This is a genomic window from Vibrio sp. CUB2 (genome assembly GCF_001557945.1).
GTDB classification, from domain to species: Bacteria; Pseudomonadota; Gammaproteobacteria; order Enterobacterales; family Vibrionaceae; genus Vibrio; species Vibrio owensii.
In genome coordinates this window covers 353,755-373,123 of record NZ_LNRB01000002.1, presented here as the reverse complement: position 1 = coordinate 373,123, position 19,369 = coordinate 353,755, and the positions used below count along the sequence as shown (strand labels likewise).

The following is a 19,369-nucleotide window of genomic DNA, read 5'->3' as shown; positions in this document are numbered from 1 at the left end:
GGGAAGTTTTATGAAAAAATTATTACTAGCGTCAACGCTGAGCGCCCTGAGTTTTGGTGCGATGTCAGCAACGCTTCCGACTGACTTAAACTGGCAAACAAACTGGGATGAGCCACAATACGGCTCTCCCGAAGCAAAACGCGGTGGCACTTTCCGAGCGTACATGTCGAGCTTTCCGCAGACTTTGCGCAGCGTTGGTCCTGATGCGAACTCAGGTTTACGTTCTTATATCTTGGATGAAACGCCGGGCTTGGTGGTGCGTCACCCGGATACTCTGGAATTCATCCCTGAGTTAGCGAATGAGTGGGCGTTAGCGGGTGATAACAAAACCGTTTATTTCAAACTGAATCCAGAAGCAAAATGGTCGGATGGTAAACCTGTTACTGCCGACGACTTTGTCTTTATGTTGAAGTTTTACCGCTCGAAAGACATTCTCGAGCCTTGGTACAACGATTACTACAACAAGACTGTTGAAGATGTGATTAAGTTCGATGACCTAACGTTTGCGGTGAAAGCAGCGAAAGAACTTAACCCTGAAGAACTGTTGTTAAGAATGGGGGCGCTGCGTCCTCGTCCTGCTCACTTCTATGCCAACCCTAAGAAAGATGAAAACGGCGATGGCATTCATGACAACTTCGTTCGCTATTACAACTTCAAAAGTGAGCCAACCACTAGCGCTTACTATCTAGCTGATATTAAGAAAGGTAAGAGTGTTACCTTTAAGCACGTTGGTGAAGATTGGTGGGGATACACCAATAAGTACTACGAGAATCGTTATAACGTCGACAAGATTCGTATCACGGTTATTCGTGACAACGACATTGCTAAGAAGCACTTTGAAAAAGGTAGCCTAGATTCCTTTGGCTTGGTTTTACCTAACCTTTGGCACGACAAGTCTGATACTGCGCCTTACCAAAAGGGCTACATTCAGAAGTTTTGGGGCTACAACCAATACCCTGTAGGTGCTGGCGGCGTTTGGATGAATACCGCGATGCCATTATTGGATGACCTAAACATTCGTAAAGGCATCACTTACGCGATCGACTTTGATGGCATGATCGAAAACATCATGCGTGGTGACTACAGTCGTAAACCTAATCCAACAGGTTACGGGCATGGTAAGTACACCCTGCCAGATGCGAAAGCACCAAAGTTTGATCCAGAAAAAGCGGCAGAGGCGTTTGCAGCAGCTGGTTTCGATAAGATTGGTTCAGATGGTATCCGTGTTAACGACAAAGGCCAGCGTTTGAGCTTCGAGTTGACCTATGCAACGCCAGTGCACACGCCTCGTATTGCATTTGTGCGTGAACAAGCGAAGTTGGCTGGTTTGGACATTGAACTTAAGCTGATCGATGGCTCATCAATGTTTAAATACGTACGTGAGAAAAAGCACGATTTAGCGTTCCTAGATATGGGTACTTCTGAGATCCCAACGTATTGGGAATACTTCCACTCAGTGAATGCCAACAAGCCACAAACTAACTCTTTCACAAACTACAGCACGCCAGAGCTTGATGAGAAAATCATTGAGTACCGTTTCAACATGGATATGGATAAGAAGATCCAACTGGGTCATGAAATCCAACGTGACATCATTGATGCACATGTGATTGTTCCGGGTTACATGGTGCCTTACGTTCGTTACGGCCATTGGCGTTGGTTGAAGTTGCCAGAGAAACCAATGAACCGTATGACCGAAGCACTATTTAGCGGCGGTATTATTGGTGATGGTACGTACTGGATTGATAAAGACATCAAGAAAGAAACCCAAAAGGCAATGAAGTCGGGTAAGACTTTTGAACCGGTTGTTGTCGTTGATGACACGTACAAGTTGTAAGGATGTGTTATGGAAAACGATGTAATCCTGAGTGTTAAAGATCTAGAAGTTGAGTTCACCACGGACGATGGTCCGGTAAAAGTGCTGCATGGCGTGAACTTTGATGTTCGCGCTGGGCGTACCCTTGGTCTTGTAGGCGAATCCGGTAGTGGTAAGAGTGTCACCTCCATGTCCATCATGGGTTTGTTGCCGAAACCTTACGGTAATATCGTCAATGGCGAGATTGATTACCGTGGCACGAACTTGGTCACGCTACCAGCAGAAGAAATGTACGCCATGCGCGGTGATCGCATTTCAATTATCTTCCAAGATCCAATGACCGCGCTGAATCCAGTGCATTCTATTGGTCGTCAGCTTTGCGAAGTGCTAGAGCTGCACCGCCCTGAGTTGGATAAAAAAGCGCGCGAATCTTACGCTGTTGAAATGCTGGCGAAAGTAAAAATTCCGATGCCGGAGAAACGCTTGAACGAGTACCCGCATAATCTATCCGGCGGCATGCGTCAGCGTGTGATGATTGCGATGGCATTGGCGTGTAAACCTGACATTTTGATTTGTGATGAGCCAACCACTGCACTGGATGTAACGGTTCAGGCGTCTATTCTTGAATTAATGAATGAGCTTCAAGAAGAAACGGGCATGGCGATGATCTTCATCACTCACGATCTTGGTGTGGTTGCAGAAGTGTGTGATGACGTAGCCGTGATGTACGGTGGTCGTATTGTTGAAAAGGCCGAGATTTTCGAGCTGTTTGACAACCCACAGCACCCATATACAGAGCGTTTGATGGGTTTGATGCCAAGCTTAGATAATGAGCCTAAGCAGATGATCGATATTAAACCGATCGATGCCAGTATGTTTGCTAGCTAACTGGTGCAAAGTGAACAAGTCATAAAAGAGGATGTTATGGCAAAAGAAGTATTAAGAATTGAAGATCTTAAGCAGCACTTTGTATCTGGTAAGGGACTGTTTAAGAAAGGCTACACCATTAAAGCCGTTGATGGTGTGTCGCTATCAGTAGGTGAGGGGGAAACTCTTGGCCTAGTAGGTGAATCAGGCTGTGGTAAAAGTACCCTAGGTCGTACTATTTTGAAATTGTACGAGCCAACTGAAGGTAAGATTTTCTTTGAAGGCAAAGACATCACCAAATTGTCTGTGAAGCAAATGCGCTCATTGCGTAAAGACATGCAGATTGTCTTCCAAGACCCAATGGAATCGCTAAACCAACGCCATACTATCGGCATGATTCTCGAAGAGCCGTACGTGATTCACAACATCGGTACGTCTGCAGAGCGCAAACAGTGGGTGAAAGAGCTACTTGTTAAAGTTGGCTTGCCAGAAACCGCGGTAAACCGCTATCCGCATGAGTTCTCCGGTGGTCAGCGCCAACGTATTGGTATTGCTCGTGCGATTGCCCTTAAGCCTAAATTGCTGATTTGTGATGAGTCGGTATCAGCGTTGGACGTATCGGTTCAAGCGCAAATCCTAAACCTGCTATTGCAACTGCAGCAAGAGATGAACCTTGCGATTATCTTTATCTCGCATGACTTGTCTGTCGTGAAACATGTGTCTGATAAAGTTGCAGTGATGTACTTTGGTAAAGTCGTGGAAGCGGGTAACGCGAAAGAAATTTACGCGAACCCTCAGAACGATTATACCAAGAAGCTGTTGTCGGCGATTCCAATTACGCATCCTAAGTATCGTAAGAAAAAGCGCTTGGCAGAAAAAAAGCAGCAAGTGGCGTAACGCCACCACCCAAATAAAACCAACTTATAAGATAAAAACGCACCACTTTGTTGGTGCGTTTTTTGTTGTAGGAGAGACTTTCTATATTCAGCTAATTCAAATTAGCGTGCTACACTGCAAACTTATTCCTTTGATTTGTTTGGATAGTTGACCATGCCGTCGCATTTACCTAAATCATTTAGTCGTCCCTTTCTGAAACTTTTTCATCTGCTTGAAGCCGTACTTTTGGTGGCCATTACTTTGGCGACTGTGTGGGCGATGGTGGAAGAGTTTGTCCACATTTACGTCCAGAAGCGTGTTTCACTTGATGACATCTTATTGATGTTTATCTACTTGGAAGTGCTCGCGATGGTTGGGCAGTTCGTGATGAACGGTAAGATACCGGTTCGATACCCGATCTACATTGCCATGATGGCGATTGCTCGCTATATCACGCTTGGTATGAAAGAGCTCGATTCGGTGATGATAGTATGGCTCTCGTTAGCCGCATTTATCTTGGCGGCGGCAACCTTGGTTATTCGAGTCGGCCATCATTATTGGCCGTATATAGATAATCAAACCGCTGAAAAAGACGAATAGTATGAAGCCTCGCCCAGTGCGAGGCTTTGTTTTTGTGTGAAGGGAAATCACATCCCAATAGCTCGGGGGTAAAAAAGTGTAAAGTCATCTCATGCCATCTTGTTTCTTGCCTTATTGATGAGTATCTTCACGCTAACCTTTTTTAACTGCTTTGATGAGAGATTGTGATGCTAGCGAAACGCACATCGACAATGTATTTTCTGCTGAGTGTCTTGATTGCATTTGTGCTTTCAAGTGGTATTGCTCGTGCAGAAATGCCATCAATCGCAGCAAATCACATGATATCAGCAACAGAGCCTTTGCATATCAGTTATTGTGATTTGACCTTTAGCTCGGCAGAAAAGAGTGAGCCGGGGTGTTGCGAACCGGGCGGAACATGCTTTGAGAAGCAGTGTTGTTCCCATGGTCACGCATCGGGTACGGCTGTTGTTGAGACCCAGCCAAGATCTTACGAAGCTCCATTTCGAGATGAGTTGGCGGTAAGCAAAGCCGCGCTCTACACCAGTGCAGACATGCACTCTCACTATCGTCCTCCGATAGCTTAATTCCTATCTCGCAGCGTTTCGCTGCCAACAATGTTACTGCACGAATTGCCGTGCGAATTTGTTACGTGTGTAAATAGCTCTCTATTTGCACCATCCTGTGATGGGAATGAAAAATGAAAACTAATCTAATTGCTCGTACCGAGCATCTTGCTGCGTGCCTACCAAACCTTGTTATCAACCGACAAGCGGGAGGTCGCCATGACGTATAAGCATCTACCTATTATCTTGTTTGTGTCTGTGTGCTTGATTTGGGGCACCACGTGGTTTGCGATGGAAGTGGCAGTGCAAACTATTCCGCCTATCTTTGCGACCGGACTGCGTTTTCTGATTGCCGCGCCGCTATTAATCATGTTGGCGAAACACCTCAAACAACCTCTGTTCTTCCCGAAAGGCAAAGTGTTCTGGATGTTTGTCGTCGCGATTTTCTATTTCGCGATTCCGTTTACCTTGATGATTTTTGGTGAACAATACATTTCATCGGGTCTTGCTTCGATCATCTTCGCCAACATGCCGATTGCGGTGATGGTGACATCAAGCCTGTTCCTTGGGCTTAGGTTGCGTAAATCTCAGATTGCTGGTCTTTTAGTCGCGGTGTTGAGCTTAGTTTTGATTTTAGCGAAAGAGATGAGTTTGGGTGGAGAGGATTACCTGCTGGGCTTTCTCGCTTTAGGTGGGGCGGTCGCGATTCATTCGGTGATGTACGTGTTTGTTGAAAAGTTCTGTAAAGGCATTCCAGTGCTGACTTATAACGCCTTTCCAAGCTTTGTTGCCTCGGCGTTACTCTTTATGACCTCATTGATTGTCGAGCAGCCGGATCTCTCTCAGTTTTCGATGGATTCGATTACCGCTGTGATTTATCTCGGTATGTTTGCTAGCGTCGGTGGCATCGTGGCGTACTTTAAGCTTGGACAAGTGTCGACTCCGTTTACTGCCTCGATCTGTTTTCTGTTTTTCCCGTTGATTGCGCTGAGTCTTTCAATATGGATTGCGGGTAACAGTTTGTCGTTGGTTTCTGTCGCTCTGCTGCTGCCATTGCTCGGAGGTATTCTTGTGACCAAAGCTGAGCCTGCATTCTGGCAGCGTTTTCGCCTCAAGTCTGCAGAGCAAAAGCCTGTGCTATGTGAGCATTGTATGAAGAACATCAACGCTTAACACCGACGAAACACCATGAAAAAGCCCCATTTGATTGGGGCTTTTGACGTAATGCTATTTACCTTGCTCGTTACGCAGATACATGATGGCAACCATGCTAAAGCCAATAAATTGCCATAGATATTGTCCATCACTTGCACCTGTAATGGTTTGGGTGAAAGCCATACAACCCGTTACGAACAGAGATGCAAAAGCCGCATAGAGTAGCCACGGACGTTCTTTACCAGCCATAAACTCACCTGCCAGTACCGAGCGAATCACCAATAAAAACGGTAAGCACTGCAAAGCAATGAGAATCGGGAACATAAAGTCAAACGTTGGGCTTAGTAGTGCATGACCGACTTGGCTCTTATCCCACGTTCCAACGATATAACCTTTCCAGCCAGCCCAAGTATCACCGGCATAGGCGGTATCAGGTGTAATGATGCCAAGTAGCACGCCCATCACTTTATCGATAAAGCCATTTTTGAACCAAAAGACGAACAGAAAGATCTGGATTGGAATGATCTGAAAGGCAAACTTCTTCAACATGTGTGTATCCCAAGAAATGAATGATTTGGTTTACAAGTATGTGGAAGGCGTGTTTTTTACGCTTGATGCAAGGCAAGCGAGTTGAACTCCAAACAAAAATCAAACATCCAGAATACCCATCAGCATTGAGGAGGTTGACCGAACAATCGGTGAGAGCAGCGGTTTTTCGCTCTGGCTTATTAGAGGCTATTTGGCTGTTTGGAATAGGTTTGCTTTTTGTGAAGATTCAATAAGATCAAACAGTTGCCCGTTATTCTCTTTTTTCATCTCAGTATAGCGTTGGTAATTGTATTGCGAGCCTTTCGGGTTATCTGCGAGTTTATCCGCCACACTGAGTAAGTAAAAACTGATTGGGCTTGGCGTGCTTTCTGCTGCGTAAAACAAGTACGGGAAGGCTTGATTAGGGTGCTGGTTGATAAGCAAAGCGAGCCCCAAAGTGAGGTTGGCAATATCACAACGTGGGTTCAGTTCGAACGCCTGCTTAGCTGAGTGAAGTGCCTGTTCTCGGTCTTCTTGTTTGTGCTCGCGTAAGTAAGCTAAAGATTCAGAGTAAGACAACAAAGCGCTAACCAAATAGCTGTCTCGCCCTTGCTGTTGAATCGTATTTAACTGCTGAGCAATATCCGAAAAAGCGGGACCACCCTTACCTTGATAGAAAAGAGAAATCCCTTCAGAGATCACTTTCCAATCGTCATAGTTACTGATGGACGTCACGCGGTGGCTAGCCACTTCGTAATCGGAACTCATTGGTGCAATGATGGCTTTGATTTCTAAAATCACATCGCCTATAGCATCGAAGAAATTATCTTGGTTAAAGGTCTTTTCAACCTTTTGGCTCTGGTTGGGTTGATGGTTGTTTTGCACCAAGACGCTAAGCACATAATTGCCATCTGCTTTCTTAATCCAACTTTTGAGCTCAACACCGTGGTTGGCAAGAGACTGCTTACTTTGTTTGGATAACTGAGAATAGTGATAACCGGATAGGTTTTTGTCTGAATTTAGCCCATAGAAGAGATAGTTATATACGCTTTCTGCCATTTCAAAGTCGCTGGTGGAGTCAAGCGTAATATCATGAATATAAACGGGCACTACGTCACTTTGTTGTGTTGTTATCACCGTTGTGTCATCAATGGTGTCACCATTTTGTACTGTCCAAGCCACAATAAGTCCAACCGTCAGGATTACCGCTACAGCTAAACCCATACGCTTGTTTTTAGGCTTGGCGGTACGAGTAAGAGGAGTAGATTCTTCAGGGATTGGAGTGTGCGTTATGTTTTGCTCAGTCACTTCGATATCAAATAAGTAACCTTGCTTAGGAATGGTCTGAATGATGCGATACGGACGCGTTTTATCTTGAAGCTGACTGCGCAGCAAGCTAATGACTTGTCTTACCAAGTTGTCGGAAACTTGCGTCCTTTGCCAGACATCATCGGCGATTTGCTGGGGACTCAGTACTTTCCCACGGTTCTCGATAAAGTAGCTCAGCAATCTTGCTTGCAATGGCTCTAAATGAATCTTCTCACTATCAATCATCAACTGATTTTTGTCAGGATAGAAAGAAATAGGGGAGTCATGTTGCAGGACAAAGCAATGCGGACGAGTCATAGCGATTCAATGGTTTAGAAGTAACCACACAAGACTATTGGTTTTATATATAGGAAGCAAGTGAAGCATCAGCAAATAAAAAGCCCCGCAGTGCGAGGCTCTTTAGATATCTCATCGAGGTCTTTTATTATTCGATGTTCTGGATCTGTTCACGCATTTGCTCAATCAGAACTTTCAGTTCAACACCTGACGCAGTGATGTCTGTGCTGATAGATTTTGACGCTAGCGTGTTCGATTCACGGTTGAACTCTTGCATCATGAAATCTAGACGACGACCGACTGCGCCACCTTTCTTCAGGATGTTTGTGGTCTCTTTCACGTGAGAATCAAGACGATCTAGCTCTTCTGCTACGTCTGATTTCTGTGCCAGAAGGATAAGCTCTTGCTCAACGCGAGATGGGTCTAGCTCTACTTTCGCATCTTCAAATTTCGAGAACAGACGCTCACGTTGCCACTCTAGGATTTCTGGCATGCGTGCGCGCACTTTCACAACTTCTGATGTGATCGCTTCTAGGCGTTGCTCGATAAGCGCTTTCATGTTGTCGCCTTCACGACCACGCGCTTCGATGAACTCGCTGATTGCTTCGTCAAAAGCGCCAAGCAGTTCTTTGTTAACTTCATCCATGTTTTGCTCTGGAGTTTCCATCACGCCAGGCCATTGCATTACTTGGAATGGGTTGATGCGGCTTAGCTCGCCAGTCATGTGCATCACTTGCTCAGCGGCTTTGATCACTTGGTTTGCCAGTGTTTCATTGATGCTTAGTTCAGCTTTTGCTGCTGGGTTCGCTTCAAAACGCAGGCTACATTCTACTTTGCCGCGTGCTAGGCGCTTACGAAAACGCTCACGCAGTACTGGTTCAAGAGCACGGAACTGCTCTGGCATACGGAAGTAAGTTTCTAGGTAGCGTTGGTTTACACTGCGGATTTCCCACACTGCGCTGCCCCAATCGCCTTTCACTTCTTTACGCGCGTACGCTGTCATACTGTAAATCATTGAATTTTCCTGTCTTCTAATTTGCTGAAAATTACCCCGCAATAGTAGCACAGCAAGATGGCAGTGGCTTTGCTATTCTGAGTCGAGATTGTCCAGATAGCTTTATTTAATCGATTCCGTTATAATCTGCGCCCAACCAAATCGTCTTCTCCTCATTACTTAAGGTAGATGCCCATGCGTCCAAACGATCGCAAGGCGGATCAAGTTCGCCCAATCAAAATTACTCGTAACTACACAGCTTACGCTGAAGGCTCAGTGTTAGTTGAATTTGGTAACACCAAAGTGTTGTGTAATGCGACCGTTGAAGAATCTGTGCCTCGTTGGCTAAAAGGTCAAGGTAAAGGCTGGGTAACGGCTGAATACGGCATGCTACCTCGTGCGACTCACTCTCGTACGCGTCGTGAAGCAGCGAACGGTAAGCAAGGCGGTCGTACAATGGAAATCCAACGCTTGATCGCACGCAGCCTACGCGCTGTGGTTGATCTGCAAGCGATGGGTGAGTTTATGATCACAGTTGACTGTGATGTTATCCAAGCTGACGGCGGCACTCGCACTGCATCTATCAGCGGCGCAAGCGTTGCAATGGCAGATGCGTTCCAACACCTAGTGGATAGCGGCAAGCTAAAAGCAAACCCAATGAAAGGCCACGTAGCGGCAGTTTCAGTTGGTTTGCTAGGTGATGATGTTCTGTGTGACCTTGAGTACGTTGAAGATTCAGCGGCAGACACAGACATGAACGTTGTGATGACAGAAGAAGGCAAGATGATTGAAATTCAGGGCACCGCAGAAGGTGAACCGTTCAGTCACGAGCAGCTGATGGCTCTACTAGAGTCGGCGAAAGTCGGCATTACGGAAATTGTCGCAGCGCAGAAGGCGGCGTTAGCCAATTGATTTTAATAGCTCCCATTATGGGGGCTATTTTTTTATCTCGACAATAGAGAAATGAATGGTTGTCGAGAAGAGACACAAGAAACCAAGGACATAGAGAGAAAATAATGAAAGCATACCAGCGTGAATTTATTGAGTTTGCACTTGAGAAAGAAGTTCTTAAGTTTGGTGAGTTTACTTTGAAATCTGGCCGTAAAAGCCCGTACTTCTTTAACGCTGGTCTTTTCAATACTGGTCGTGACCTAGCGCGTCTTGGTCGTTTTTACGCAGCAGCACTTGCAGATTCAGGCATTGAGTTTGATGTACTGTTTGGCCCTGCGTACAAAGGTATCCCCATCGCGACGACAACTGCAGTAGCGCTAGCGGATCACCACGACATCGACACGCCTTACTGCTTCAACCGTAAAGAAGCAAAAGACCATGGCGAAGGCGGTAACCTTGTAGGTTCGGCGCTTGAAGGTCGTATCATGCTAGTAGATGACGTAATCACAGCAGGTACCGCGATTCGCGAATCAATGGAAATCATCCAAGCAAACGGTGCAGACCTAGCAGGTGTGTTGGTTGCGATTGACCGTCAAGAAAAAGGTAAAGGTGAGCTGTCTGCGATTCAAGAAGTAGAGCGTGACTTTGGTTGTGCAATCATCTCAATTGTAAGCCTGACTGACCTTGTGACTTTCCTTGAAGAGAAAGGTACAGACAAAGAGCACCTAGAAGCAGTAAAAGCGTACCGCGCAGAATACGGCATTTAATTGTTCTTTCATCATTAAAGAAAAAGGGGCTGGTAGATATCCATCAGTCCCTTTCTTTTATCTTTATCACTTACTTGTAGCGAATGCCTTTTGGCGCAGTTTCATCAGCCATGGTCTTGTAGCGCTTGTGCAGCCACATCCACTGCTCTGGTGCACGCAGAATCACTTCTTCCACAAAGGTGTTCATGTAAGCCGCTGCCGCAACTTCGTCTTTTTTCGGGTAGTCGGCTTCAATGCACTTATCAGCGATGATTTCATACTTGCCATCTTCATTACGGAAGCCAGAGCCCGGAATAATCGAGCACTTAGACGTGTAAGCCAGAATGCTGGTGCCTGTCGTGGTACAAGCGTCTTCAACTGCGAAGAAAGGCACGAATACCGACTTGTTACGACCATAATCGTGGTCTGGTAAGTAGAACAAACGCTCACCGCTACGTAGAACGCGAATCATCTGTTTAACGTCTTTACGATCAATCAGCTTGTTGCCGTTGTGTGTGCGCCCCCAGTACTGAATGAAGTTGTACGCAGGGTTGTTGTGCGGACGAAATGCGCCGTAACCCGCCACGCCAAGCACTGCAAAGGCACGCGCCGTGATTTCAAGATTAAGTGCGTGCACGCAGCACAGCAGTACGCCTTTGCCTTCTGCATTTTTCTCACGCAGAGCGCCTAGGTCTTTCTCGACAATCAGAGTTTTGAAACGCCACGTTGGCCAGAACCAAGTGATGCCGGTTTCGATCAGCGCCATACCGGTGTTCTTGAAGTTCTCTTCAACGATGTGCTGGATCTCTTCAGGCGTTTTATCTGGGAAAGCCAACTCAAGGTTACGTGTCGCAACATGGACACGACCTTTGCCGTAACGCATACCAATATGGCCAAGTGTGCGACCTAACGACAGCAACATGCGATATGGAAGGATATTGACCACGATAGCCAAAAAGCCAAAGCCGAGCCAAACACCCCAGTTACGAGGGTGGAGAAGGGAAAGAGAAAACTCCGGCTTAGTGAATTTGTCTTTACTCATAATCTCTACTTAATTTGTGCGCTAAGAAGTGCCCAATATTCGTCAAAGTTCGCGGTTGGTTGGTATTTGAAATCACTACGAACAAAGCGGTTCAAGCTGCCTTCAACTTGTCCTAGGATTTGAGCCGCCAAAATGCGCTCTTCCACTGGGAACGATTTGCCTTCACGGATCTTACGTTCACGAAGGATCTGACGAAGCTGTGTTTCAATGCGTTCAAACAGTTGGTTGATGCGATCGCGTAGGCGCTCATTTTCAAACATTAGAGCATGGCCAGAAAGAATGCGTGTCAGACCTGGGTTACGTTCTGAGAATGCCAAGATAAGGTGCATTACCATACGAATACGCTCCAGCGTGTCTTTCTCATCATCCAAAATGCGGTTGATGCGTGTCATGAGTGCTTCTTCGATAAACTCAATCAAGCCTTCAAACATGCGAGCTTTACTTGGGAAGTGGCGGTAAAGTGCCGCTTCTGAAACACCGACCTGTTTCGCCAATTTTGCCGTAGTAATGCGTGAAGCACCTTCTGTAGATTCAAGCATCTGCGCGAGAGCTTGCAAGATTTCTTCACGACGATTGGATTTTTTACTGCCGGCCATTTAGTTACTTCCTTTCAAAATACAAAGTTGAGCGGAGGGGATTATAAGACGCTCTTTGGCATCAAACTAGACCAGTGAGGAGGTAATGGGAGCTTTAACACCCTCACTTGTCATGTTTGTACCAAATTTGTGCCAGTTTTCTATGAAAAGCGAATGGCAATTACATCAATTCGTGCATTTTTTCCAAAATTCTGAAACTTAGCGCTTCTTTGGATTCTAGTGCCAACGCCTGCTCGCCTTCTGGCCAGAATAAAGTGATGGCGTTGTCGTTACTGTTAAAACCTTGGCCTTCAACAGAAACATCGTTCGCACAAATCATATCGAGGTTTTTCTTTACCAGTTTACCGCGAGCGTAGGTTTCTACGTCATTGGTCTCTGCTGCAAAACCAACTGTGAATGGACGTTGCTCTGTCATATTGGCGACGGTCGCTACGATATCAGGATTTTTGACCATGTTGATGGTCATCTGATCGTTGTTTTCCGTCTTTTTCAACTTTTGAGACGCCACGTTTTCTGGACGGTAATCGGCTACGGCGGCGCAGCTAATGAAAGCATCGTGGCTAGGCGCGTGAGCCATTACTGCATCATGCATCTCTTGTGCACTTGCAACATTGATACGCTCAACACCTGCTGGCGTATTCAAGCTGACAGGCCCACTGACTAGCGTGACTTTCGCACCTAGTTGTGCAGCTGCATTTGCTAGTGCAAAGCCCATCTTTCCTGAGCTGTGGTTAGAAATGTAACGCACTGGGTCGATCGCTTCACGAGTTGGACCTGCGGTGATCAATACCGATTTTCCTGCCAACAGTTTCGGTTGGAAGAACTGCTCACACAGGTGCACTAATTGCATTGGCTCTAACATTCGACCAGGACCAATATCACCACATGCTTGCTCACCGGCCGCAGGGCCCCAAATGTGCATACCACGGCGTGCCAGTGTGGCGATGTTTTCTTGAGTTGCGACATTGCGGTACATCTGTTGATTCATTGCCGGAGATACCGCTACTGGTGAATCTGTCGCAAGTACTAACGTGGTGAGCAAATCATTACCCATGCCTGCCGACATACGTGCAATCAAATCTGCGGTTGCAGGTGCAAGAAGAACCAAATCTGCCCATTTTGCCAGTTCAATGTGACCCATCGACGCTTCTGCTGCTGGGTCTAACAAGCTGTCCGACACCGGACGCCCAGAGACTGCCTGCATGGTTAAGGGAGTAATGAACTCCTTCGCCGCTTTGGTCATCACTACTTGAACTTGCGCGCCTCTTTCTATTAGGCGACGGGTTAGCTCCGCACATTTATACGCGGCAATACCGCCACTGATGCCGAGTAGAATTTTCTTTCCTGCTAGTGTTTGCATGTGAGATCTCCAATTTTTCTGGCGACGAGTTTAGCACAACTGAATCTCTCATCGCCCAAGCAAATCTGATGAGAAGCTAATCCATATCAAACTACAGAATATTAATTGCTGAGCCTTATATAAAACTTTTGCTTACTTCACAGACAATCTTTGCCCGCTCTGCAAGATAGAGGAGGAAAAATAACAATAATGAGGTAGTGGAATAAGATGGTGCTGAAAAGTCGAAGTAAATTGCTGCTGGTGACTCTGATCCCTTTGTTGTTGATCACCACATTGATCTCGGTGGTCTATTACATCAACGGCAGTAATAGCTTAGAAGCTGAATTGGCTCGGGATAGACAAGAGTTAATTGATACACGCAAGAAAGAGCTGCAAGCCTACATGATGATGGGGGTTACAGCGATAAAGCCGCTTTACGATACGGACGTAAACGGCAATAACAAACAAGCGGCAAAAGAAATTCTCAAAGCGATGCGTTTTGAAAGTGACGGTTATTTCTTCGCTTATGATTCGAAAGGGGTTAACACGCTGCATGCGATTAAGCCGTCTCTAGAAGGTAAAAACCTTATCGGTTTGAAAGATGAAAATGGCGTGGCAGTAATTGGCGGATTGATTGATGCGTCTAAGAATGGCGATGGCTTCCTTTATTTCTCTTGGCATAAACCAACCATCGATGCGCAAGCTCCAAAATTAGGTTATGCCGAGTACTTGTCTAAGTGGGACTGGGTGCTGGGTACGGGCATCTATATTGATGATATTGATCAGCAAGTGGCGATGCAGCGTGAACTGCGTACACAAGAGTTGAATGAACATACGCTCTCTGCGGTAACCATCTCGGTCATTGGCCTTATTATCACTAGCGTGCTTACCAGTATTATCGTGTCGAAAGGTATTCAACCATTGCAACACATTGCGGCGTCATTACAAGATGTGGCTGCGGGTGGCGGTGACTTGACGGCTCGTCTGAAAATCGAAAGTAAAGATGAAGTCGGTGAGGTTGCCTCGGCATTTAATGAGTTCATGGATAAGCTGCATCCGCTAATGCAGGACATTCAGCGCTCTGCCGATACAGTACAAAGCGTCTCAGGACAATTGGATCAGCAAACCTCTCAAGCCAGTGCTCAAATGCAAAACCATTGTCTAGAAACCGATAAGGTGGTGACGGCCGTAACGCAAATGAGCATGACGGCAAAAGAGGTTGCGAGTAATACCAATGCTACTGCGCAGGCAATTGATGATGCGAACGGACAAGTTACCGAAGCGCAGCGCGAAGTCGATCAAGCGATTGATGGCATTAGCAAGTTAGTCGATGAAGTGAACAGTACCTCTGAGGCGATTGCCGAACTGAGCCAACAAACCGAGCAAATTACCAAGGTGCTCGATGTGATTGGAGAAATTGCCGAGCAGACCAACTTACTCGCATTGAATGCAGCGATAGAAGCTGCGCGTGCCGGCGAGCAAGGTCGTGGTTTTGCAGTGGTGGCTGATGAGGTTCGCTCGCTAGCAAGCCGAACGCAGAACAGTACTCATGAGATTGGCGATATGCTCAAGCAGCTACAAACCGGCGTATCAAGAGCGGTCACTACCATGGCGGCGAGCCAGGAGCGTGGAGCTAAGACCGTTGAAGAATCCTCTATGATTCAGCAATCGCTGTCTGGCGTGCACCATTCTATTGGTACGATCCGAGATATGGGTATCCAAACTGCTTCTGCAGCAGAAGAGCAGAGTGCGGTCGCTGAGGACATCAACCAGAATCTAGTGGCGATTCAGCAAATCGTGAATCGCATTAATGACACGCTTCAGCATGCGGAAGGCATCAGTACTCAGTTGTCGCAGTCAGGATCTGAAATTCACGATCTGGTTGGAAACTTCAAGCTTTGATGGATCGCTCGATTACATAGAAAAGCAGTGGTTAACGAAAAAAGCGAAAGTCAGGTTCGACTTTCGCTTTTTATTTTGTGCAATAGGCGCTCACATATAGAGAGAGCGGCCTAATGACACTGAAAACCTTGCCCAACGAGTCCATGCCCAGAGAGAAATTGCTTAAACGCGGACCACAAGCGTTGTCGGATGCCGAATTACTGGCTATTTTCCTGCGCACTGGCACGCAAGGTATGAACGTCATCGAATTAGCGGACTTTCTGATCCAAGATTTTGGATCGCTTCGCCAGTTGTTTTCTGCCTCAGAGAAAGAGTTTTGCCAACATAAAGGGTTGGGGCAAGCGAAATACGTCCAGTTACAAGCCGTTTTGGAAATGACACAACGCTATTTAGCCGAGACATTAAAACGTGGTGACGCGTTAACCAGCCCGGAACAAACCAAACTTTATCTTTCTTCTATATTAAGAGACCGACAAAGAGAGGCTTTTTACATTCTTTTCTTAGATAACCAACATCGGGTAATAAAAGATGAGATTTTATTTGAAGGAACACTCGATGCTGCATCGGTTTATCCGAGAGAAGTCGTCAAACGCGCCTTGCACCACAACGCCGCTGCATTGATTTTGGCTCACAACCACCCGTCTGGTGTGGCGGAACCTAGCCAAGCAGATAGAAGGATTACCCGGCGTTTAATCGACGCTTTAGCGCTGGTGGATATTCGAATTTTGGACCATTTCGTTATCGGAGATGGGGAAAGCGTCTCTTTTGCCGAAAGAGGTTGGATATAACTGTGCGTTTTTTAGGTTGTTAGTTGCTAAAAATCTGCTATCATCCTCGCCACTAAATTTTTAACTGAATTCAGCTTGGACTGCTAGAAAAAACCTGCTGTCTAAAAAAAGATCACGAAAACCTGTAAAAAGGATCTGTTCGGGTCTTGAGCAATGCATATCAAGTTAGTATAATGCGCGACCTTTGATAGCCTTGTATGGATTTTCCATAGCGGTTCTTAACCTCTAACTTCTTTCCAAGAAATAGAGAGGTTCGGCCACCAAGGTTGATATCGAGCTGAAACGATTTTGGAGAAGACATTCATGTCACGAGTATGCCAAGTAACTGGTAAGCGTCCAGTAACGGGTAACAACCGTTCACACGCACGAAATGCTACTAAGCGTCGTTTTCTGCCGAACCTACAAACTCATCGTTTCTGGGTAGAGAGCGAAAAACGTTTTGTTAAACTACGCCTATCTGCAAAAGGTATGCGTATCATCGACAAGAAGGGTATTGATACTGTTCTTGCTGATATGCGTGCACGTGGCGAAAACGTTTAAGAGGAAATAGGCAATGGCAAAGAAAGGCGTTCGTGAGAAAATCCGTCTAGTATCTTCAGCAGGTACAGGCCACTTCTACACAACTGATAAGAACAAGCGTAACATGCCAGGCAAATTTGAGATCAAGAAATTTGATCCAGTTGTACGCCAGCACGTTATGTACAAAGAAGCTAAAATCAAATAATTGGTTTTATCTCTTTGATGATTTGAAAAACCCAGCTTTCGAGTTGGGTTTTTTATTACCTAAAATTCTTCCAACTCTCCTTCATTTCCATCCTCACCACGTTTGCATACAGATGTTCTAGTCAAGATTGATGAGCTTTGATAGTTTGTCTCTAACTACTTGAGATTAGGAACCACTATGCGTGTAAGTCCGGCTCGCCGCCGTCGTTGGAATAATATTCTTATCCTAGGCATCATCGTATTTATGCTGATCCTCAATGCTCCAACATGGATCAAATCTTATCTTATTGAAGAACCGGCGGATCCTTATCCAAACTTGCTGCGCTCTGATCATGACGTCAGTGCTATCTACTATGCGGGTTGGGAATTAGATAAGCAGAATGGCCAATGGCAATCGAACATTAAAGCCAAGATTCCCGTACAAGAGCTTGTGACTCGTTGGCAGTCATTGGAAGGTACTGAGCTGACACCAGAGCAATACGAGCAGTTAAAGCCGCGCTTATCATCACCGGAAAGCATCGAAATTTGGTATCAAGGTTTGGAAGAGCCACAGCGAGTGACTTTCTATCGCCTTGAAGATTTTTGGTTGTTTAAAAACTGGCAAGGGAAATGGATTGCGATTTCTGTCGATGGCAATTACATCATGCCCAAGTAATTTAGTCGCTTGATACCAAGTAACGTTATTGCCAATAACCCTTTGCATAACCAGTATTTGTCTCGGCTTTTTTCGATTATGCTAGCCACCCAGTATCAAAGTTCTTAGCGTTGTAAGGAGAATCAAATGCCTGAATTACCTGAAGTTGAAGTAAGCCGAATGGGCATCAGCCCACATATGATTGGCCAAACGATCAAGGCATTTGTATTCAGAACCCCGAAACTGCGTTGGGATATCCCGCAAGAACTTAAAAAGCTAGAAGGGCAGGTGATTCGTAATATCAGTCGCCGCGCTAAGTATCTGTTGATAGAAACAGACGAAGGAACTGCGATTGTTCACTTAGGTATGTCGGGTTCACTGCGTGTGCTTGATGCTGATTTTCCTCCAGCAAAGCACGATCATGTGGATCTCAAACTGAGCAATGGCAAAGTGCTGCGCTATAACGATCCACGCCGTTTTGGAGCATGGCTGTGGAGCGCGCCCAATGAGCCACATGCAGTTTTAGGTCATATGGGACCAGAGCCTTTAACTGGAGAGTTCAACGCGGACTACGTAGCAGAGAAAGCCAAAGGTAAGCGTGTTGCGGTTAAGCAGTTCATCATGGACAACAAAATCGTCGTTGGCGTCGGAAACATCTACGCCAACGAATCTTTGTTTAAGTCACGCATTCATCCCACTCGCCCTGCAGGTAAGCTAACCAAGAAAGAGTGGCAATTGCTGGTGGAGAACATTAAAGCCACGCTAGAGATCGCCATCCAACAAGGCGGAACCACACTGAAAGACTTTGCCCAAGCAGATGGCAAACCGGGTTACTTCGCACAAGAGTTATTAGTTTACGGAAAAGCCGGAGAGCCATGCCCAGAATGCGGCGAAGCTCTCCAAGAACAAAAGATAGGCCAACGTAATACCTTCTTTTGCGGGGAATGTCAGAAGTAGAATGTGTTAGCCATTAAATTTCTTTGGGCCGTACTCTCGGCCCATTTTTATGAGGTGATAACCATTCATCACTAAATTTAGCGTCATACTTTTTGCTTTATTAAGCAGTTTCATTGTAGCAACGAGGTAATCTTTATCGCCTTGGCGTTTTCTATTACCAATAACCGATGGCTTATTGCCTCCACGTAAGCCTGCTTGTCTTACTCCGAACATCGCTTGTTTATGCAGCCAAGTATTGCGTAAAAATACGTCAACAGGGAATTGGAACGACTTACTTGCTTCGATAAACGCTTGGGCCGCCTCGGGACTTATGGCATAAGAGGTTGTACATTGTGGTACTTTTAGATACTTAACCAGTCTTTGAGAACCATATTGTTTCACATCGTAGAACATACCGCGACTACTGGTGTTTTCGGTGCGAATATAACCACAATTTTCTATATTCTCTTTAACGATCTTTAATGTGTTTAGGAATAACTCGTCTTCAATGCTTAGATCATCTTCGAAAATGATAATAGGTTCGTTTAATTCAACGCATTTTTGCCATAGTAGATAATGGCTCGCATAACAGCCCGCTTCACCGATGATGCATGGGCGTCCCATGTTGAATTCAAATTGACGTCGATCTAAGTGATCTAACAATGGGTGAGTGTCTTTGCGTGCATCGACACCATAGAAAACTTCACAGTCTAAACCGATTCTCTTTAGGGTGTTTAATGTTGTTTCTTGCCTGTCTTCACAGCCTTTTAAAGTGATACAAAATGCTTTCATGTTGACTCAAAAATT

Annotated in this window: 21 protein-coding genes; 14 read left to right on the top strand and 7 right to left on the bottom strand. The window is 45.7% G+C overall.

Going from position 1 to position 19,369, the window contains the following annotated elements; genetic code table 11:
• The first annotated feature begins 10 nt into the window (after positions 1 to 10).
• The 6 genes from ATB78_RS04130 (at position 11) to ATB78_RS04105 (ending at position 5,856) form a co-directional block, all read left to right on the top strand.
• Complete coding sequence (locus tag ATB78_RS04130) at positions 11 to 1,837, top strand: extracellular solute-binding protein (protein WP_061007879.1); 1,827 nt, start codon at positions 11 to 13, stop codon at positions 1,835 to 1,837.
• A gap of 9 nt (positions 1,838 to 1,846) precedes the next feature.
• Positions 1,847 to 2,704 carry an ABC transporter ATP-binding protein gene (locus ATB78_RS04125; RefSeq protein WP_009707949.1) on the top strand — a complete coding sequence of 286 codons (858 nt, stop codon included), beginning with the start codon at positions 1,847 to 1,849 and terminating at the stop codon, positions 2,702 to 2,704.
• 36 nt (positions 2,705 to 2,740) lie between these two features.
• Positions 2,741 to 3,580: an ABC transporter ATP-binding protein gene (locus ATB78_RS04120; protein ID WP_009707948.1), complete on the top strand. Its 840-nt coding sequence runs from the start codon at positions 2,741 to 2,743 to the stop codon at positions 3,578 to 3,580.
• A gap of 153 nt (positions 3,581 to 3,733) precedes the next feature.
• Positions 3,734 to 4,159 (top strand): phosphate-starvation-inducible PsiE family protein, encoded by a 426-nt coding sequence (locus tag ATB78_RS04115; protein ID WP_005434423.1) that lies wholly within the window; start codon positions 3,734 to 3,736, stop codon positions 4,157 to 4,159.
• Positions 4,160 to 4,326: 167 nt separating this feature from the next.
• On the top strand, positions 4,327 to 4,704 hold the full coding sequence (locus tag ATB78_RS04110; RefSeq protein ID WP_061007878.1) for a hypothetical protein: 378 nt from the start codon (positions 4,327 to 4,329) through the stop codon (positions 4,702 to 4,704).
• A 198-nt stretch (positions 4,705 to 4,902) separates the two neighbouring features.
• Entirely contained in the window at positions 4,903 to 5,856 is a 954-nt protein-coding gene (locus ATB78_RS04105; protein WP_061007877.1) for a DMT family transporter, read from the top strand.
• A gap of 54 nt (positions 5,857 to 5,910) precedes the next feature.
• Here the strand turns inward: ATB78_RS04105 and ATB78_RS04100 are convergent, their stop codons facing one another.
• From ATB78_RS04100 to ATB78_RS04090, 3 genes are all read right to left on the bottom strand, one after another.
• Complete coding sequence (locus ATB78_RS04100; protein WP_009698961.1) at positions 5,911 to 6,387, bottom strand: hypothetical protein; 477 nt, start codon at positions 6,385 to 6,387, stop codon at positions 5,911 to 5,913.
• A 186-nt stretch (positions 6,388 to 6,573) separates the two neighbouring features.
• Positions 6,574 to 7,992 carry a winged helix-turn-helix domain-containing protein gene (locus ATB78_RS04095; RefSeq protein WP_061007876.1) on the bottom strand — a complete coding sequence of 473 codons (1,419 nt, stop codon included), beginning with the start codon at positions 7,990 to 7,992 and terminating at the stop codon, positions 6,574 to 6,576.
• 127 nt (positions 7,993 to 8,119) lie between these two features.
• Entirely contained in the window at positions 8,120 to 8,986 is an 867-nt protein-coding gene (locus ATB78_RS04090) for a YicC/YloC family endoribonuclease (RefSeq protein ID WP_005434413.1), read from the bottom strand.
• A 174-nt stretch (positions 8,987 to 9,160) separates the two neighbouring features.
• Between ATB78_RS04090 and rph the strand changes: the two genes are divergently transcribed.
• Together rph and pyrE are read left to right on the top strand one after the other, a co-directional pair.
• On the top strand, positions 9,161 to 9,877 hold the full coding sequence (gene rph, locus ATB78_RS04085) for a ribonuclease PH (RefSeq protein WP_005430192.1): 717 nt from the start codon (positions 9,161 to 9,163) through the stop codon (positions 9,875 to 9,877).
• Between the two features lie 104 nt (positions 9,878 to 9,981).
• Entirely contained in the window at positions 9,982 to 10,623 is a 642-nt protein-coding gene (gene pyrE, locus ATB78_RS04080) for an orotate phosphoribosyltransferase (protein WP_005379384.1), read from the top strand.
• Positions 10,624 to 10,693: 70 nt separating this feature from the next.
• Here the strand turns inward: pyrE and ATB78_RS04075 are convergent, their stop codons facing one another.
• The 3 genes from ATB78_RS04075 to coaBC form a co-directional block, all read right to left on the bottom strand.
• Positions 10,694 to 11,644, bottom strand: coding sequence for a Kdo(2)-lipid IV(A) acyltransferase (locus ATB78_RS04075; RefSeq protein ID WP_061007875.1), 951 nt, complete (start codon positions 11,642 to 11,644; stop codon positions 10,694 to 10,696).
• A 5-nt stretch (positions 11,645 to 11,649) separates the two neighbouring features.
• Positions 11,650 to 12,240, bottom strand: coding sequence for a nucleoid occlusion factor SlmA (gene slmA / locus ATB78_RS04070; protein ID WP_005434407.1), 591 nt, complete (start codon positions 12,238 to 12,240; stop codon positions 11,650 to 11,652).
• Between the two features lie 160 nt (positions 12,241 to 12,400).
• Positions 12,401 to 13,600, bottom strand: a complete 1,200-nt coding sequence (gene coaBC, locus ATB78_RS04065; RefSeq protein ID WP_061007874.1) for a bifunctional phosphopantothenoylcysteine decarboxylase/phosphopantothenate--cysteine ligase CoaBC — start codon at positions 13,598 to 13,600, stop codon at positions 12,401 to 12,403.
• Between the two features lie 207 nt (positions 13,601 to 13,807).
• Here coaBC and ATB78_RS04060 point away from each other — a divergent pair, with 207 nt between their 5' ends.
• From ATB78_RS04060 to mutM, 6 genes are all read left to right on the top strand, one after another.
• Positions 13,808 to 15,481 (top strand): methyl-accepting chemotaxis protein, encoded by a 1,674-nt coding sequence (locus tag ATB78_RS04060; RefSeq protein WP_005428591.1) that lies wholly within the window; start codon positions 13,808 to 13,810, stop codon positions 15,479 to 15,481.
• 113 nt (positions 15,482 to 15,594) lie between these two features.
• On the top strand, positions 15,595 to 16,269 hold the full coding sequence (gene radC / locus ATB78_RS04055) for a DNA repair protein RadC (protein ID WP_009707940.1): 675 nt from the start codon (positions 15,595 to 15,597) through the stop codon (positions 16,267 to 16,269).
• Between the two features lie 303 nt (positions 16,270 to 16,572).
• The gene (rpmB, locus tag ATB78_RS04050; RefSeq protein ID WP_005384783.1) at positions 16,573 to 16,809 is read left to right on the top strand and encodes a 50S ribosomal protein L28; all 237 of its coding nucleotides are present in this window, start codon (positions 16,573 to 16,575) and stop codon (positions 16,807 to 16,809) included.
• Positions 16,810 to 16,822: 13 nt separating this feature from the next.
• The gene (gene rpmG / locus ATB78_RS04045) at positions 16,823 to 16,993 is read left to right on the top strand and encodes a 50S ribosomal protein L33 (protein WP_004410866.1); all 171 of its coding nucleotides are present in this window, start codon (positions 16,823 to 16,825) and stop codon (positions 16,991 to 16,993) included.
• Positions 16,994 to 17,170: 177 nt separating this feature from the next.
• Positions 17,171 to 17,647 (top strand): hypothetical protein, encoded by a 477-nt coding sequence (locus ATB78_RS04040; protein ID WP_061007873.1) that lies wholly within the window; start codon positions 17,171 to 17,173, stop codon positions 17,645 to 17,647.
• A 126-nt stretch (positions 17,648 to 17,773) separates the two neighbouring features.
• Entirely contained in the window at positions 17,774 to 18,583 is an 810-nt protein-coding gene (gene mutM, locus ATB78_RS04035) for a bifunctional DNA-formamidopyrimidine glycosylase/DNA-(apurinic or apyrimidinic site) lyase (RefSeq protein WP_061007872.1), read from the top strand.
• A 6-nt stretch (positions 18,584 to 18,589) separates the two neighbouring features.
• On the opposite strand, the gene ATB78_RS04030 is transcribed toward mutM, so the two are convergent.
• Positions 18,590 to 19,354 carry a glycosyltransferase family 25 protein gene (locus ATB78_RS04030; RefSeq protein WP_061007871.1) on the bottom strand — a complete coding sequence of 255 codons (765 nt, stop codon included), beginning with the start codon at positions 19,352 to 19,354 and terminating at the stop codon, positions 18,590 to 18,592.
• Positions 19,355 to 19,369 lie beyond the last annotated feature (15 nt).